General features: G+C 74.9%; 14 protein-coding genes. 7 read left to right on the top strand and 7 right to left on the bottom strand.

What is annotated here, in order from left to right:
- The first annotated feature begins 51 nt into the window (after positions 1-51).
- Positions 52-654, top strand: coding sequence for a DJ-1/PfpI family protein (locus tag ABD324_RS24410; protein WP_344421472.1), 603 nt, complete (start codon positions 52-54; stop codon positions 652-654).
- A 108-nt stretch (positions 655-762) separates the two neighbouring features.
- On the opposite strand, the gene ABD324_RS24405 is transcribed toward ABD324_RS24410, so the two are convergent.
- A complete protein-coding gene (locus ABD324_RS24405; protein WP_344421469.1) occupies positions 763-3462 on the bottom strand; it encodes an AfsR/SARP family transcriptional regulator in 2700 nt (899 codons plus the stop codon).
- 102 nt (positions 3463-3564) lie between these two features.
- Here ABD324_RS24405 and ABD324_RS24400 point away from each other — a divergent pair, with 102 nt between their 5' ends.
- From ABD324_RS24400 to ABD324_RS24380, 5 genes are all read left to right on the top strand, one after another.
- Positions 3565-3891, top strand: coding sequence for a hypothetical protein (locus ABD324_RS24400; RefSeq protein WP_344421466.1), 327 nt, complete (start codon positions 3565-3567; stop codon positions 3889-3891).
- Positions 3888-4559, top strand: coding sequence for a DUF4386 domain-containing protein (locus tag ABD324_RS24395; RefSeq protein WP_344421464.1), 672 nt, complete (start codon positions 3888-3890; stop codon positions 4557-4559). The genes ABD324_RS24400 and ABD324_RS24395 overlap by 4 nt, the downstream gene beginning before the upstream one ends.
- Complete coding sequence (locus tag ABD324_RS24390; protein WP_344421461.1) at positions 4556-5083, top strand: hypothetical protein; 528 nt, start codon at positions 4556-4558, stop codon at positions 5081-5083. Before ABD324_RS24395 ends, ABD324_RS24390 begins: the two co-directional genes overlap by 4 nt.
- The gene (locus ABD324_RS24385; RefSeq protein ID WP_344421458.1) at positions 5071-5985 is read left to right on the top strand and encodes an NAD-dependent epimerase/dehydratase family protein; all 915 of its coding nucleotides are present in this window, start codon (positions 5071-5073) and stop codon (positions 5983-5985) included. The genes ABD324_RS24390 and ABD324_RS24385 overlap by 13 nt, the downstream gene beginning before the upstream one ends.
- 161 nt (positions 5986-6146) lie before the next feature.
- Complete coding sequence (locus ABD324_RS24380; RefSeq protein WP_344421455.1) at positions 6147-6905, top strand: antibiotic biosynthesis monooxygenase family protein; 759 nt, start codon at positions 6147-6149, stop codon at positions 6903-6905.
- Between the two features lie 44 nt (positions 6906-6949).
- Here the strand turns inward: ABD324_RS24380 and ABD324_RS24375 are convergent, their stop codons facing one another.
- The 5 genes from ABD324_RS24375 to ABD324_RS24355 form a co-directional block, all read right to left on the bottom strand.
- Positions 6950-7561 (bottom strand): VOC family protein, encoded by a 612-nt coding sequence (locus ABD324_RS24375; RefSeq protein ID WP_344421453.1) that lies wholly within the window; start codon positions 7559-7561, stop codon positions 6950-6952.
- Between the two features lie 79 nt (positions 7562-7640).
- Positions 7641-8456 (bottom strand): alpha/beta fold hydrolase, encoded by an 816-nt coding sequence (locus ABD324_RS24370; RefSeq protein WP_344421450.1) that lies wholly within the window; start codon positions 8454-8456, stop codon positions 7641-7643.
- On the bottom strand, positions 8453-9193 hold the full coding sequence (locus ABD324_RS24365; RefSeq protein WP_344421447.1) for a dienelactone hydrolase family protein: 741 nt from the start codon (positions 9191-9193) through the stop codon (positions 8453-8455). Before ABD324_RS24365 ends, ABD324_RS24370 begins: the two co-directional genes overlap by 4 nt.
- On the bottom strand, positions 9190-10146 hold the full coding sequence (locus tag ABD324_RS24360; protein WP_344421444.1) for a 3-carboxyethylcatechol 2,3-dioxygenase: 957 nt from the start codon (positions 10144-10146) through the stop codon (positions 9190-9192). Before ABD324_RS24360 ends, ABD324_RS24365 begins: the two co-directional genes overlap by 4 nt.
- Before the next feature lie 2 nt (positions 10147-10148).
- A complete protein-coding gene (locus ABD324_RS24355; protein ID WP_344421441.1) occupies positions 10149-11234 on the bottom strand; it encodes an LLM class flavin-dependent oxidoreductase in 1086 nt (361 codons plus the stop codon).
- Between the two features lie 240 nt (positions 11235-11474).
- Here ABD324_RS24355 and ABD324_RS24350 point away from each other — a divergent pair, with 240 nt between their 5' ends.
- Complete coding sequence (locus tag ABD324_RS24350) at positions 11475-12500, top strand: AraC family transcriptional regulator (protein WP_344421438.1); 1026 nt, start codon at positions 11475-11477, stop codon at positions 12498-12500.
- Here the strand turns inward: ABD324_RS24350 and ABD324_RS24345 are convergent.
- The gene (locus ABD324_RS24345) at positions 12497-13711 is read right to left on the bottom strand and encodes a TetR/AcrR family transcriptional regulator (RefSeq protein WP_344421436.1); all 1215 of its coding nucleotides are present in this window, start codon (positions 13709-13711) and stop codon (positions 12497-12499) included. The two genes, ABD324_RS24350 and ABD324_RS24345, sit on opposite strands and share 4 nt — an antisense overlap.
- Between the last annotated feature and the right edge of the window lie 24 nt (positions 13712-13735).

Genomic DNA, 13735 nt, shown 5'->3' with positions numbered 1-13735 from the left:
GGCGGCCCGGCACGTCGGGTCGTCGCGTCGACAGTGTCTACGGTGGGTGCCGTGAGCACGATCGGAGTTCTGGTGTTCGACGGGGCCGAGGAGCTCGACGTCGTCGGTCCCTGGGAGGTCCTCACCGCCTCGGCGGCGCTGCTCGAGCGCGACGGGGCGCCGCCGGACCGGGTGCTGCTGGTCGCGGCCGGGACGGAGCCCGTGCGCTGCCGGAAGGGCATGCGGGTGCTGCCGGACGCGACCTTCGCCGACCATCCCCCGCTCGACGTCGTGATCGTGCCCGGGGGCGACGGCACGCTGCTCGCCTCGGCGGACCCGGCGCTCCTGGAGTGGCTGGTCCGGGTCGGTGCCGGGGCGACGTGGGTGGCGAGCGTGTGCACCGGTGCCCTGCTGCTGCACGCCTCCGGGCTGGCCGCGGGCAGGCGCCTCGCCACGCACCGGGTGTTCGAGGACCGCCTCGCCGAGCTCGGCGTCGACGTCGTGCGGGACGCGCGGTGGGTGGCGGACGGGAACGTGGTGAGCAGCCAGGGGGTGTCGGCCGGTATCGACATGGCGCTGTGGCTGGTGGGGCAGCTGCACTCGCCGCGCCACGCCCGGGCGACCCAGCGCTACATCCAGTACGACCCGGCGCCCCCGTACCAGGCGGACGTCTAGGGTCCGCTCACCTCCGTCGCCGGTCTCGGCCCGGGCGGCCGTCCTCACCGGTGCAGCGGTGTCCCCGACGAGCAGTGGTGCGCTCCGGCCGGGCGCGCCGCGGTCCGATCACCGCGGGTCGGCCGGGGAGCTCCCGCCGGTCAGCCGTTCGAGCAGCGGCGCCACCTCGTCCGCGCCGTCGCCCGGGCCCGCCAGGGTGAACCACCGGTCCGCGGCGGTCAGCAGCGCGCGGATCTCGGCGTGGTCCGGGTCGGGGCCGGCGAGCAGCACCTCGGCCAGCCGCACCCGGGCCTCGGCCAGCAACCGGTGGTCGCCCGTCTGCTCCGCGGCAGCCGTGGCCTCCCGCAGGGTGGTCTCGGCGGCCGGATCGCCCGCCGCGTGCCGGGCGCGGCCGAGATGGACCCGGTGCAGTGCCGCCGCGCCCGGGAAGCCCAGGGCCGCAGCCGATTCGGCCGCCCGCTCGTGGTGGGCGGCGGCCTCCGACGGCCTGCCTTCCGCCTGCGCGATGCGGCCGAGGGCGGACTCGGCGTGCAGGCGGCCCCAGGCGTCGCCGACCGGTCCGAGCAGCGCGACCGCCTCCTCGCAGGCCACCCGCGCCGCGGCGACGTCGCCCAGCCCGAGGTGCGGGAACACCGTCAGCAGCACGCTCGCCGTCTCCTCCCACGCGAGCCCGCGTCCGGCGTAGGCCGCCCGCGCCGCGCCCAGCGCCGCCAGGGCCTCGGCGTGCCGCTCCTCCTGGGAGAGCACGAAACCGCTGTGCCACAGACGGTCCGGACCGTCCCCGGCCGCGTCGAGGGCGAGCCGGGCCGCCCGCAGGTCGCCGGACATCGCCTCCAGCCAGCTCTCCAGCAGCAGCGCCCGGTCCCGGAGCCCGGCCGGCGCCCCGGGGGCGGCGAGCCGGGCGCGCCGGAGCCGGGCGGCGGCACCGGAGTCGTCGAGCAGGACCCAGGCCCACGCGAACCCGACGGCGATCCGCAGCCCGAGCTCGGGATGGCGGTCGTGGGCCCGGTCGAGCGCGGCGTCGATGGTCGCGCGTTCCGCCGCCGTGCGCGCCACGGCGTCGGCCTGCCCCGGGCCGCGGACCCGCGCGGAGACCTCCGTGGCGAGCTCGGCGACCCACGTCACCACTGCGTCGCCGACCGTGTCCGGGGCCTCGGTCCGGTCCGAGGCGAAGATCCGCACGCTGTCCAGCAGCCGGTACCGGGTGGCCCCGGTCCGGTCCGTCCCCACGACGGCGAGGGAGCGGTCGACCAGCCGGTCGACGACGTCGAGGGCGGCCGCGGGCGGGACGCCGAGCTCGCGCAGCACGTGCTCGACCGCGGCCGGTGGGGCGCCGTCCGGGAACCCGGCGAGGGCCCACAGGCCCCGCTGGTCGTCCGGGAACAGCAGGTCGTAGCTCCAGGCCAGCGCGGCGGCCAGGGTCCGGCGCCGGCGCGGGTCGGCGAGCAGGGCGAACCGGTCGTCGAGCCGGGCGGCGATCTCCGGCACGGTCAGGACCCGCGTCCGGGCCGCGGCGAGCTCGACCGCGAGTGGCAGGCAGTCCAGGGCTCGGCAGAGCTCGGCCACTCCCTCCTCGGACCCGGGGCGGGCCCGGGCGGCGAACAGGGCCACGGCGTCCGCCACCGGGAGCGGCTCGACGGGCCGGACCTCCTCGCCGTCGATCCCGAGCGGCTGCCGGCTGGTGGCCAGGATCCGGACGCCCGGGGCGGCGTCCAGCAGGGTCGTGGCCAGCGCCGCGATCGTCTCGACGAGGTGCTCGCAGGTGTCCAGGACCAGCAGGGCCTCGACGCCGAGCAGGCCCGCGGCCGGGTCCGCCGCCTCGACCCCCGGCACCACGTCCGCGACGGCCGCCGCGATCCCGTCGGCCGTGCGGGCGCCTTCCAGCCGGACCAGCCAGGCCACCGGCTCCGCGCGCGCCGCCTCCAGCGCGAGCCGCGTCTTGCCCACCCCGGCCGGTCCGACGAGCGTGACCAGCCGATGGGCCCGCAGGTCGGCGCCCAGCTCCGCCAGCTCGGCCTGCCGCCCGACGAGCGGCGTCCCGAGCGCCGGCAGGTTGCCCACCCGGCGGGCCACCGGGGCGAGAACGGGATCCTGCTGCAGCATCCGGCGGCCCAGCTCCGCGAGGGCGGGCCCGGGATCCACGCCGAGCTCGTCGGCGAGCAGAGCGGTCACCCGGCGGTGGGCGGCGAGCGCGTCGGCCTGCCGGCCCGCCCGGTAGAGGGCGGTGACCAGCGCGGTCCAGAGCCCCTCGCGCAAGGGGTGCGCCGCGACGAGTGCCTCGAGCTCGCCCACCAGCTCGGCGGCCTCGCCGAGCGCGAGCCGGGCGGTGGCCCCGTCCTCGGCCAGCCGCAGCCGCACCTCCTGCAGGGCCGCCCGGTAGGGCTCCGCCCAGCTCCCCTGCACGCCGGCGAGGATCTCCGGACCGAAGAGGGCCGCACCCGCCCGGCAGGCGGCCGCGGCTCCGGTTCGGTCGCCCGCCGCGAGCAGCGCCGTGCCCTCGTCCTCCAGGCGCCGGGCCTCGTGCGCGTCGACGGTGGCCTCGGCCAGCCGGTAGCCCTCGGCACCGCCGGGCACCAGCGCGGCGTCCCCGAGCGCCCGTCGGAGCTGGGACACCTTGGCCTGCAGGGTGTTCGGCCGCACACCGGGCTCGTCCGGCCAGAGGTCGGCGAGGAGCCGGTCGACCCGGACGGGGGTGCCCGCGTCCAGGGCGAGACGCACCAGCAGGTCCGTGGTCAGCCCCGTCGGGACCGGCACGGGTACGCCGTCGCGGCGCACGACCACCCGCCCCAGCACGTCCACCGACAGCACGACGGCAGCCTACGGCCGGACGCAATCGTCGGGGCCCTGATCCGGGCGCTCGTCAGCGCCGCCGTCAGCCGGTCGTCAGCGGGGTCCGGGACCGTTCCGGCCATGACGACCGACCCGTTGATCCGCAGGGCCGTGGCCGGCGACGCCGACGCAGTGGCGACCCTCGCCGACCTGGCGCCGACCAGCCGCGATCCCGCGGTACTGGTCGCCGCCGCACTGTCCGACCCGGACTGGCCCGCGCTGCTCGACCGGGCCCGGGCCGTCGCCGTCGACCGGCCGGACCGCCAGCTGGTGGCCGTCGCCGCGGCGGCGTTGTCCGGCGACCTCGACCGCGCCCGGCTGCTCGCCCGCGAGCACCTCGCCGAGCACCCCGACACCCTGCTGGTCGCCTTCCTCGCGGCCGGCCCCGACCAGGAGGACCCCCGATGACCACCGCCGTTCCCGACACCGCGCACCGCACCGCGCACCGCACGACCGCAGGCCTGCTGATCGGCGCCGCGGTCCTGCTCGACGTCGCCTTCGCCGGCCTCGGCGCCGTCTTCGACTACCCGCAGGTCCTGCAGCACCCGCCCGCCGAGGTCCTGGCCGCCTTCCTCGACTCGCAGACCGCGGTCGTCGCCTGGTTCACCGCCCTCGTGGTCGGCGCGGCGCTGCTCGCCCCGGTCGCCGTCGGGGTGGGGCGTCTCAGCGGGAGGCGCGCGATGCGGTGGGCCGTGCCGGTGGGGATCCTCGCGGCGGTCGTGCAGGTCACCGGGCTGCTGCGCTGGCCGCTGCTGGTGCCGGGCTGGGCCGCGAGCGGCGACGTCGAGAGCTTCCGCACGGCCAATCTGGTCCTCGGCACGCTGGTCGGCGAGACGGGCGGCTACCTGCTGACCGCGCTCTGGACGGCGTTGGTGCTGGTCGCGCTCGGCACGGCGTTCGCGGGCCGCTGGTTCACGGTGCTCGGCGGGGTGTCGGCGGGGCTCGTGGTACTCGGTGTGCTCGTCCCCCTGGGTGTGCCGCTCGCCGGGCTCGCCAACTTCGCCGGGTACGTGCTGTGGAGCTGCTGGCTCGTCGCGTTCGGCGTCGTCCTGCTGGTCCGCCGGGGCACCCGGTGAAGCGCTACGGGATCTGGGTCCTCGGTTTCCTCGCCTTCCCGCTCGCCGGGATCCTCGGCGGCCTGGCCGGGCCCGTCGACGACGCCGGGTCCGCGCTGCTCGGCGGTGCCCTCACCGGCCTCGTGCTGGGCATCGGGCAGAGCCTGGCCAGCCTGGGTGCCCTGCCGCCCGCCCGCTGGGTCCCGGCGACGGTCCTCGGGACCGCGGCCGGGCTCGCACTCGGCGCCGCGGCCGTCGGCTACCGGACGGGCCTCGCCGACCTGGCGCTGATGGGCCTGATCACCGGGGTGCCGCTGGGGGTGGCCCAGGCGGTCGCCCTGCCGGCCGGCACCCGGGCCCGGATCGCCTGGGCGCTCGCCGTCCCGGTGCTGTGGGCCCTGGGCTGGACGGTCACGACGCTCGTCGGGGTCGACGTCGAGGCCCGGTACACGATCTTCGGCTCGACCGGTGCGGTCACGGTCTCCGTGCTGTCCGGCCTGCTCCTGCTTCCCCTGCTCCGGAAGGCTCCACGATGGACCACGTGATCTTCGGGGCCGGCGCCGTCGGCCGCGCCACCGCCCGGGCACTGCGCGACCGCGGCGAGCGGGTGCGGATGGTCAGCCGCTCCGGGCGCGGCCCCGACGGCGTCGAGACCGTGGCCGGGGACGCCACCGACCCGGAGTTCACCACGGCCGTCGCCGCCGGCGCCCGCGTCGTGTACCAGGCCCTGAACCCGCCCTACCCGCAGTGGCCCCAGGAGTTCCCCCGCCTGCAGGCCGGTGTGCTCGCCGCGGCCCGGTCCGCGGGGGCGCGCCTGGTGAGCATGGACAACGTCTACTGCTACGGACGACCGTCCGGCCCGCTCACCGAGTCCACCCCGGAGGCGGCGCACACCGTGAAGGGCAGGCTCCGCGCCGCGATGGCCGCGGACCTGCTCGCCGAGCACCGGGCGGGCCGGGTGGAGGTCGTGATCGCCCGGGCGTCGGACTTCTACGGGCCCGGCACCGGGGCGCAGTCGAACCTGGGCGACCGGGTGATCGGCCCCGCGCACCGCGGCCGGCCGGCCACGGTGCTGGGCGACCCGGACCAGCCGCACACGTACACGTTCGTCCCCGACGTGGGGCGCACCCTGGCCGAGCTCGGCCTGCGCGACGGCGTGACCGGCGAGGTCTGGCACGTCCCGAACGACCCGGCGACGCGCACCACCCGCGAGCTCGTCGGCATGGTCCAGGCGCTGGCGGGCCATCCCGGCTCGGGGGTGCGCCGGATCCCCGACCTCGCCGTGCGCGCCCTCGGCCTCGTCGACCGGACGACGGCGGCCCTGTGGGAGATGCGCTATCTCTTCTCGGCGCCGTTCGTGGTGGACAGCACGAAGATCACGCAACGGCTGGGGCTGCGGGCCACGCCGGTCGAGCAGGCCCTGGCCCTGACGCTCGCGGCGGGATGAGGGCCACACCACCGCATCGGTCGACGACGAGTGCCGCCTGTCCTTCCGGGCGTCGGCGGCCCTATCCTTCGGACGGGTGGGCGAGCACGTCGGTCACCGTCGTCGTGAGTGGACGAGAGGGTCGGCGCTGCTGCGACGCGCCCGGTTCGAGAGGTCAGGTCGTGTTCAAGAGGACGTACCCCATCCGTCTGAGGAAGGACGTCTCGCCGGAGGAGGTCGCCGGCCTGGAGACCGTGCTGGCCGGGGCCGCGACGCACATCCCGGGATTCCTCGAGTCGCGGCTCGCGGTCGAGCAGAGCGCCTCGCCGGGATCGCCGGATCTCGTGTGGGAGAACGTCTTCGAGGACGAGGACGCGTTCTGGCTCTACGGTGGCCACCCGTACCACATGAACCTGATCAACGACTGCCTCTCGTTCGAGTCGCCGAACACCGTCCTCGGACAGCGCTCGCAGCCGACGACGTGGAGCGACGAGGAGAACGTGACGGCCGAGCAGCTGTCGGAGGCCCGCCGGCGGAGCGAGCCGGGCACGTCGACCGATCTGTCGCCGGGCTATCGCGCCCTGGAACGGGCGGGCCTCGAGGTTCCCGTCGTCCACCTCCTCGAGCAGATCGACGTGGCGCCGGGCAAGACCGGCGACTACCTCGACGCCGTGCGGACGATCTTCGTCCCGGGCGCGGCGAGCCACGGGATGACCCTGCTCGCGTCGTGGAAGTCCCCGCCGCAGACCGGTGAGGAGGAGCTGTACTTCCTCTGGTCCGTCAACGGCTGGGGCGAGGCGTTCCGGAACTTCGTCGAGATGATCAGCGACACCGACCTGATGCCCCGGTGGCTGGACGCGGTGCGGCCCCTGCGCACCGGAGGGCGCCGCCGCTACCTCGTCCCGAGCGGTCTGTCCGGGGAGTGGTCGACCTCGGACTGACGCCCGGTGCGCCGCCCGGCAGGCCCCGGGCCCGCACGCGTCGGTCATGGTCGCGGGGCCTCCCACACGTACCCGTCCGGGTCGGTGAAGGTGCCGGCGTCGCAGGTGATCGAGAGCCGGTGCGAGCCCGTGCCGTCCGGCGAGACGCCGGCGTTCTTGGCGACCGCGGTCCGCTTGTTGAGAGCCAGCTTCACGGGACCGGTGTCGAGCTCGACGTACCGGCTCCCGTAGCTCTTGGCCACGCTCAGGCCGTGGTCGACGTAGAACTGCCTGGTCGCGCCGACGTCGGTGACGCCGAGCTGGAGCACGATCGCGTCGATCTCCCGGGCGGCCGGGCCGCTGTCCTTCTTCTTCGACGACGCGATCGTCCAGACCGTGCCGTCGGGGGCCCGGACGGAGCCGCCGTACCCCCACAGCGACTTCGAGGCCGGTTTGACCACGGTCGCGCCGGCCTGTCGGGCGCTGTCCATGAGGCTGTCGGCGTTCGCCGGCTGGGCCACGATCAGAGAGAGGGTGAAGCCGCGGAAGCCGGTCGACGGCTCCTCCGACGGCCGCACCCGGACCTTGTCGCCCAGCACGTCGAAGGCGGTGGCGTAGAACGTCTCGGCGGCCGCGGTGTCGGCGGCCTCGACGGTGACGAAGTCGATGATTCCCATACCGGCGAGCCTAGGAAGGGCCCGGCGGTGCTCGCTTCTCGAATCCTGACCGGGTTGTCGGCGGCCGGTGCCTTCCCGATCACCGGGGGTCCGCCAGGAAGCGGTGGATCAGGGAGCCGAGCCGCGCCGGCACCTCGTACTGCAGCAGGTGCCCGGCGTCGGCGAACAGATGCAGGTCGCAGTGCGGCAGGTGCTCGGCGAGGAAGAACGCGGCGTCGGGGGAGATGGTCGCGTCGTCCTTGCCGTGCACCGCGAGGACCGGGTGCGAGACGGTGGGGAGCACCGTCTCGTCGTAGGTCGGCATGGGGGCGCCGGCACCCATCGCCGCCTGGAAGGACCGCCGGACCTCGGGGCGGACGGCGACGGCCAGGCGCTCGGTGACGTACCCCTCGACGGAGGGCCCCGGCCGGGACAGCTGCGCCGCGACCAGGGCCCGCATGGCGTCCTCGTCCGGGTCGCGGTAGAAGTCGGTCAAGGTCGTCAGGTTCGCCTTGACCGGGGTGCCCCCGGCGGCCAGCAGCACCACCCGGCCGACTCGGTCGGGGGCGCGCAGCGCCAGCTCCAGCGCGACCCGCGCGCCGTAGGAGTGCCCCACCAGGTGCACGCGGTCGAGGCCCAGAGCATCGAGCAGGGCGAGTACGGCGTCGACCCGCCGGGTGAACCAGGGGCCCGGGCCGGTGGCCACGTCGTCGGGGTGGCTGCTGCGCCCGAACCCGACGAGATCGGGCACCACGCAGCGGAACCCGTCGAGCGCCGGCAGGATCGGCGCGAAGCTCGACGCCCCGGTGGCGCCCGGACCGGTGCCGTGCAGGAACACGACCGGTTCGCCGTCCGTCGGCCCGGCCGTGGCCAGGTGGGTGGTGTCCGGGCCGGTGACCAGCTCGTCCGTCCTCACGTCAGCGACCGGGAGAACAGGTCGAGGGTCCGCTTCCAGGACCCCGTCGCGGCGTGCTCGTGGTAGGCGGGCATGCCCGGGAACATGAAGCCGTGATCGGCGCCCTCGTAGATCTCGACGGTCGCGTTCGCCCGGGCCAGCTCCTCGCGCAGCGGCGCGTTCACCTCGAGCGGGGCGAGGGTGTCCGCCGCGCCGAAGGCCACGAACAGCCCGGCGGCCAGCCTGCCGACACTGCGGTGCGGCGAGTCCGGCTCGTCGGTCACCACGAACGACGGGTGCATCGTCGCGCCGGCCACGAACTCGTCCGGTCGGGCGGCGAGCAGCCGGAAGGTCAGCCGCGCGCCCACGCAGAACCCCATGGCGCCCTTGGCCCCGGAGCCCGCCGCGGGATCGGCGGCGACGGCGTCGAGCAGCGCGGCCACGTCGGCCAGCACCGCCTCGTCGTCGAGGGAACCCACGGCCGCCATCAGCCGCTCGAACTCCGGGGAGCCGGGGCCCCGGCCGATCCCGGCCAGGTCGAAGACGATCTTCGGGCCGATCCGGTGGTAGAGATCGGGCAGGACGGCGTAGTAGCCGGCCTCGGCGACCCTCGCGACGATGTCGTACACGTCCCGGCGCAGCCCCGGACCGTCGTGGAAGACCACGACGACGGGGTACGGGCCCGGGCCGTCGGGACGGCGCACCGCGACGGCCATCGGCCCGTCCGCGGTCTCCACGGCCAGCTCCTGCTCGATCATGACTGTTCCTCTCCCCGCGTCGAGGCGGTGGTGACCGCGAAGCCGATGATCCACTCCGGTATCGGCCGGTAGAACGACGAATCGGTCCGGTAGGGCCCCGCGGCCCGCAACGCCGCGTGGGCGGCGATCCAGGACCGCACCTCGTGGACGGAGCTGCCGCCCTGCTCGCCGAGCCACCCGACGTCGACCTCGTCGAACGCCGCCGGGTCGCCCTGCGCGAACAGCGCGAGGAGCTCGCGGTCCAGGTCCGGGTTCAGGTCCCTCAGCGGCGACTCGCCGCGCGCGAACGCCTGGCCCGCCCGGTGGACCAGCTCCTCCCGGGCCCGCTGCTCGGCGGGGGTGCGGCGCCTGTCCACCAGGTAGGCGGCCGCCTCGGGGGTGGCCTCGCGCAGCCGCGGGATCGGGACGTCGTGCGACAGGCCGCCCGAGCCGACGAACAGGACCCTCCGGTCGAGCCCGGCCGCCCACGCCCCCACGGCCTCCCCGAGCCGCCGGACCCGCCGCAACGGCCCGAGCGGCGCGGCGACCGAGTTCACGAAGACCGGGATGACGGGCCGCGCCCCGCTGGTGCCGAACAGGATCTCCAGGGGCTGGGAGATCCCGTGGTCCACGACCATCTTCTCGGACATCGCGACGTCGAGGTCGGCGTCGAGGAGATGGACGATCAGGTCGTCCGCGAGGTCCTGCGGGACGTCGAGGTCGCCGGAGCTCGTGCCGTAGTCCCCGATCGCCCGCGCGGCCGTGCCGACGCAGAAAGGTGGCATCAGCTCGTACCGGAAGCCCTGGTAGTGGTCGGGTCCGAACACCACCACCAGGTCGGGGTCGAAAGCGTCGGCGAACGTCCGTGCTCCATGCAGCGCGTCGTCGACCGCGCGCGCCACCGACTCGCCCGGATCGGCGGTGTGGAGCAGCGGCGAGTGCGACATGCAGCAGACCGCGAGCTCGGAGGTCATCGTCAGACGTTCAGCGAGCGCAGCGCGGGCACCACGTGCTCGCCGAAGAGCTGGTAGGAGCGCATCGTCTGCTCCTTGGTGAGGGTGCCGAACGATCCCCAGTTGAGGAAGTTGCCGCACCCGATCGTCTCGACCTGGTCCACGATCTGGTCCCGCACCGTCTGCGGCGTCCCGACGCAGATCGCGCCGATCCCGACGAGGGCGTCGAACGAGACGTCGTCCCCGGCGAACGGGCGGAAGAAAGACTGGTAGTGCTCGTAGCCGGCGGGCACGTTGTCCAGGTCGTGGAACACCGCGGCCTCCTTGAACGCGGCGAACAGCGCGTCGAACGCGGGCTCCGCGAGATCGCGCGCCTGCTGCTCGGAGTCGGCGATGACCACGTTGCGGCACACGCCCATGTCGCCGGGCTCCGCCTCGCGCCCGGCATCGGCGGCGGCCTTCCGGTAGCCGTCGAAGATCGTCCGCATCTGCTCGGTCGGGGAGAACACCGAGGTGAACCTGAAGTTGTTCCTGGCCGCCCAGGCCACGGTGCTCGGGCTCAGCGCGGTGATCCAGATCGGCAGCTCGGGGCGCAGGGGACGGGGCCAGATCCCGACGTTGTCGTAGTCGTAGAACTCGCCGTGGAAGGACCAGGTCGGCTCCTTCCACGCGGCCTGGATGAGCGCGACCGACTCCTCGAACCGCGCGCGGGTCTCCTCCATCCGCACCCCCTCGCGGAGGAACTCCGGCTCGTCGACACCGCGGCCCATGCCCACCTCGAGACGGCCGCCGGTGAGGTGGTCGAGCATCGCGCCCTCCTCGGCCAGGCGGCGCGGGTTGTGGAAGGCGGTGATGTTGGCCATCACCCCGATGTGCATCCGGGTGGTCCGCTGTGCCAGCGTCGCGACCAGCAGGTTCGGCGACGGGCTGATGCTGTACGGGGTGAAGTGGTGCTCGGAGAAGAACACCCCGTCGAACCCCTGCTCCTCGGCGGCGACCCACGACTCGAGCTTCCAGTCGTAGAGCTCCTTGCACAGCTGCGGATCGAACTTCGCCGGATCCGCGTCGTACGGGTAGCTGAAGATCTCGAACAGCCACGACCTGACCATGAGGAGCTCCGTCCACTTCGACATTCGACCCGTGTCGGTCGGCGCCGACGCTAGGAGCGGCCCGGTGGGTCGGAAAGCCATCGCTCGCGCCGCCCCGTCCACTTCTCGCCGACGGCGGGAACCGGCTGTCCGACGTCGGGAAACGGCTCGTCGGACCGCGCGCGGCGCCTACACTCGACCGATCACGGCCGTCGGCGACGATGGGGCATCGCGTCGTGGGGAGGGAAGGGGTTCGCGGCGATGGAGCCGAGCGGATCAGCCGGGCGTGGCGTGCTCGCCGAGGTGGTGCCTCCGGCCGGCGCGCTGGTCCACACCCGGGACCTGGACGAGGCCAGCGTGGCGATCTCGCAGGCGTACGCGCCCCACCGCCTGCGGGTCGTCGGGCGGCCCGGCCGGTTCGACATGCGCCTGTGGACGAACGGCATGCCCGGCCTGGACTTCGGCTACATCCAGATGGGGACGGACGTCCGGCTCTACGCGCCCCCGCCCGGGTACCACGTCGTGGTGCTGGCCGGCGTCGGCCACGTGCGGATCGGGTCGGGAGGCGACTCGTTCGTGGCCTCCCGCGGCCGAGGGGTCGTCGTGTCCCCGCGCGAGCCCGTGTACTTCGAGGAGTGGAGCCCGGACTGCCGCCTCGTCACGGCCCGGTTCGAGCCGGCCGCTCTGGAACGCGTGCTCGCCTCGCTGCTCGGCGCCGAACCCGTGCATCCCCTGTCCTTCGATCCGCAGCTCGATCTGGAGGCGCCGCGAGGCGGCTCGTTCCTCCGGACGCTGCAGCTGCTGCGCTCCGAGCTGGACCGGGCGGACGGGATGGCGACCGACCCGGTCATGGCGGGCAGCCTCGCGGGGCTGGCCATGACCGGCTTGCTCCGGGGCCAGGCGCACAACTACACCGACCGGCTCGAGGACACCGGCCGGCCGGGTGCGCCCGCCGCGATCCGCGCCGTCCTCGAGCTCATCGAGGCCCGGGCCGCCGAGATCGTCTCCGTCGTCGACCTCGCCCGGGCGGCCGGGCTGAGCGTGCGCGCGCTGGAGGCGGGCTTCCGCCGCCACGTCGGCAGGTCGCCGATGGCCTATCTGCGTGACCATCGGCTGGCCCAGGCCCACGCCGAGCTGCGGGAGAGCGGCCCCGACGAGACCACGAGCTCGGCGGTGGCACGGCGGTGGGGTTTCCACCACTACGGGCGGTTCGCCGCGACCTACCACTCCCGCTACGGCCTCAGCCCGGCGGCGACGCTGCGGTCCCCACCCGGGCGGGTGCTCTAGCGACCGGACCCGGACGGTCGACCGGCCCGCGGGAGGCCGAGGGCGGCCAGAGCGGAGCCCGACAGCTCGGCGGTCACCGTCGGGAGGCGCCGGAGGTGCGGGATGCGCGCGCAGTCGTCGATGATCGTCTTGGCGGTCTTGACCAGGGTGGCCGCGTCGGCGTCCGGGAGGTCGGGACGGGCGACCGACAGCCAGTGCTGCCATTCGGCGAGAGAGTCGGCCTGGACGCGGTCGAGGCGCTCCCGGACGGCGTCGGGCAGGTAGAGGCGTTCGGTGAGCCAGACGGCGAGCAGGTCGGTCGCGTCGAGCGCGGTGCGCACGTAGCCCTCGACCAGCAGGCCGAGGACGGCCTCGTCGGGGACGGGGGCGCGCAGGGCCCGGGCGGCCTCCAGCGCCAGCCACTCGTGCCAGCGGCTCACGGCGGCGACGAGGATGTCCGCCTTGGTGTCGAAGTAGCGGTAGAGGGCCGGGCCGACGACGCCCACCCGGCCGCCGATGTCGTCGATACCGACGCTCGCGAACCCCTTGACGCGGAACTCCTGCGCCGCGGCGGCGACGAGCTGCTCGCGGCGGGCGAGCGGTGCCCGGTCGGCGACCCGGGCCGGCCCGCCCGCCCCGCTCACCTGGCTCACCTCGGGGGCGAGGATCACCCGCCTGCTCGCCGCCGCGAGCTCCTGGGCGAGGCGGGGATGGGGGAGCGGGCTGTCGTAGAACCCGGCTCCGGAGATGACGCTGACGATCACCCAGCTGCGCAGGTCGGTGACCTCGTCGCCCAGCTCGCGACGTCGGTGTCCCAGCAGGAGCTCGCCGAACCGCTCCGCGATCCACTGTGTCCGGGTCCGGACCAGCAGGAAGTCCTCGCCGTCGAGGTGGCGCGCCTCCCGTTGCCACAACAGCGAGAGGCGGCGGCTGTCCAGCGCGGCCTCGGTCAGGGCGGCGAGGGTGCTGTCCAGGTCGCGCGGCTGCGCGACCAGCTCGGTGATCGTGTCGACGACGTGCTGCTGGTCCTCGAGCACGACATGGGAGAGCAGGGCCTGCTTGTTGGCGTAGTGGCGGTAGAGGGCGCGCGCGGTGATGCCGCTGGCGTCGGCGATGTCGTCCATGCGGACGGCGTGGAACCCGCGGACGCTGAACAGCTCGGCGGCGTTGCGGGCGATCTCGGCCCGCCGGTTGCGGGGCCGGGGCCGGGGCGCCGCACTCGATGCCGTCATGCCGTGGTCTCCTCCCGCCGTCGG

Source organism: Pseudonocardia ailaonensis, from assembly GCF_039531635.1.
Taxonomy (GTDB): Bacteria; Actinomycetota; Actinomycetes; order Mycobacteriales; family Pseudonocardiaceae; genus Pseudonocardia; species Pseudonocardia ailaonensis.
The sequence above is the reverse complement of the archived record's forward strand: the minus strand, read 5'-3'. Positions and strand labels throughout refer to the sequence as shown.

Excerpts from the sequence above, each read along its gene's own strand:
- ABD324_RS24350 (WP_344421438.1), top strand. The coding sequence starts at position 11,475 with ATGGAGCCGAGCGGATCAGCCGGGCGTGGCGTGCTCGCCGAGGTGGTG.
- ABD324_RS24345 (WP_344421436.1), bottom strand. The coding sequence starts at position 13,711 with ATGACGGCATCGAGTGCGGCGCCCCGGCCCCGGCCCCGCAACCGGCGG.
- ABD324_RS24385 (WP_344421458.1), top strand. The coding sequence starts at position 5,071 with ATGGACCACGTGATCTTCGGGGCCGGCGCCGTCGGCCGCGCCACCGCC.
- ABD324_RS24355 (WP_344421441.1), bottom strand. The coding sequence starts at position 11,234 with ATGGTCAGGTCGTGGCTGTTCGAGATCTTCAGCTACCCGTACGACGCG.
- ABD324_RS24360 (WP_344421444.1), bottom strand. The coding sequence starts at position 10,146 with ATGACCTCCGAGCTCGCGGTCTGCTGCATGTCGCACTCGCCGCTGCTC.
- ABD324_RS24395 (WP_344421464.1), top strand. The coding sequence starts at position 3,888 with ATGACCACCGCCGTTCCCGACACCGCGCACCGCACCGCGCACCGCACG.
- ABD324_RS24375 (WP_344421453.1), bottom strand. The coding sequence starts at position 7,561 with ATGGGAATCATCGACTTCGTCACCGTCGAGGCCGCCGACACCGCGGCC.
- ABD324_RS24365 (WP_344421447.1), bottom strand. The coding sequence starts at position 9,193 with ATGATCGAGCAGGAGCTGGCCGTGGAGACCGCGGACGGGCCGATGGCC.
- ABD324_RS24400 (WP_344421466.1), top strand. The coding sequence starts at position 3,565 with ATGACGACCGACCCGTTGATCCGCAGGGCCGTGGCCGGCGACGCCGAC.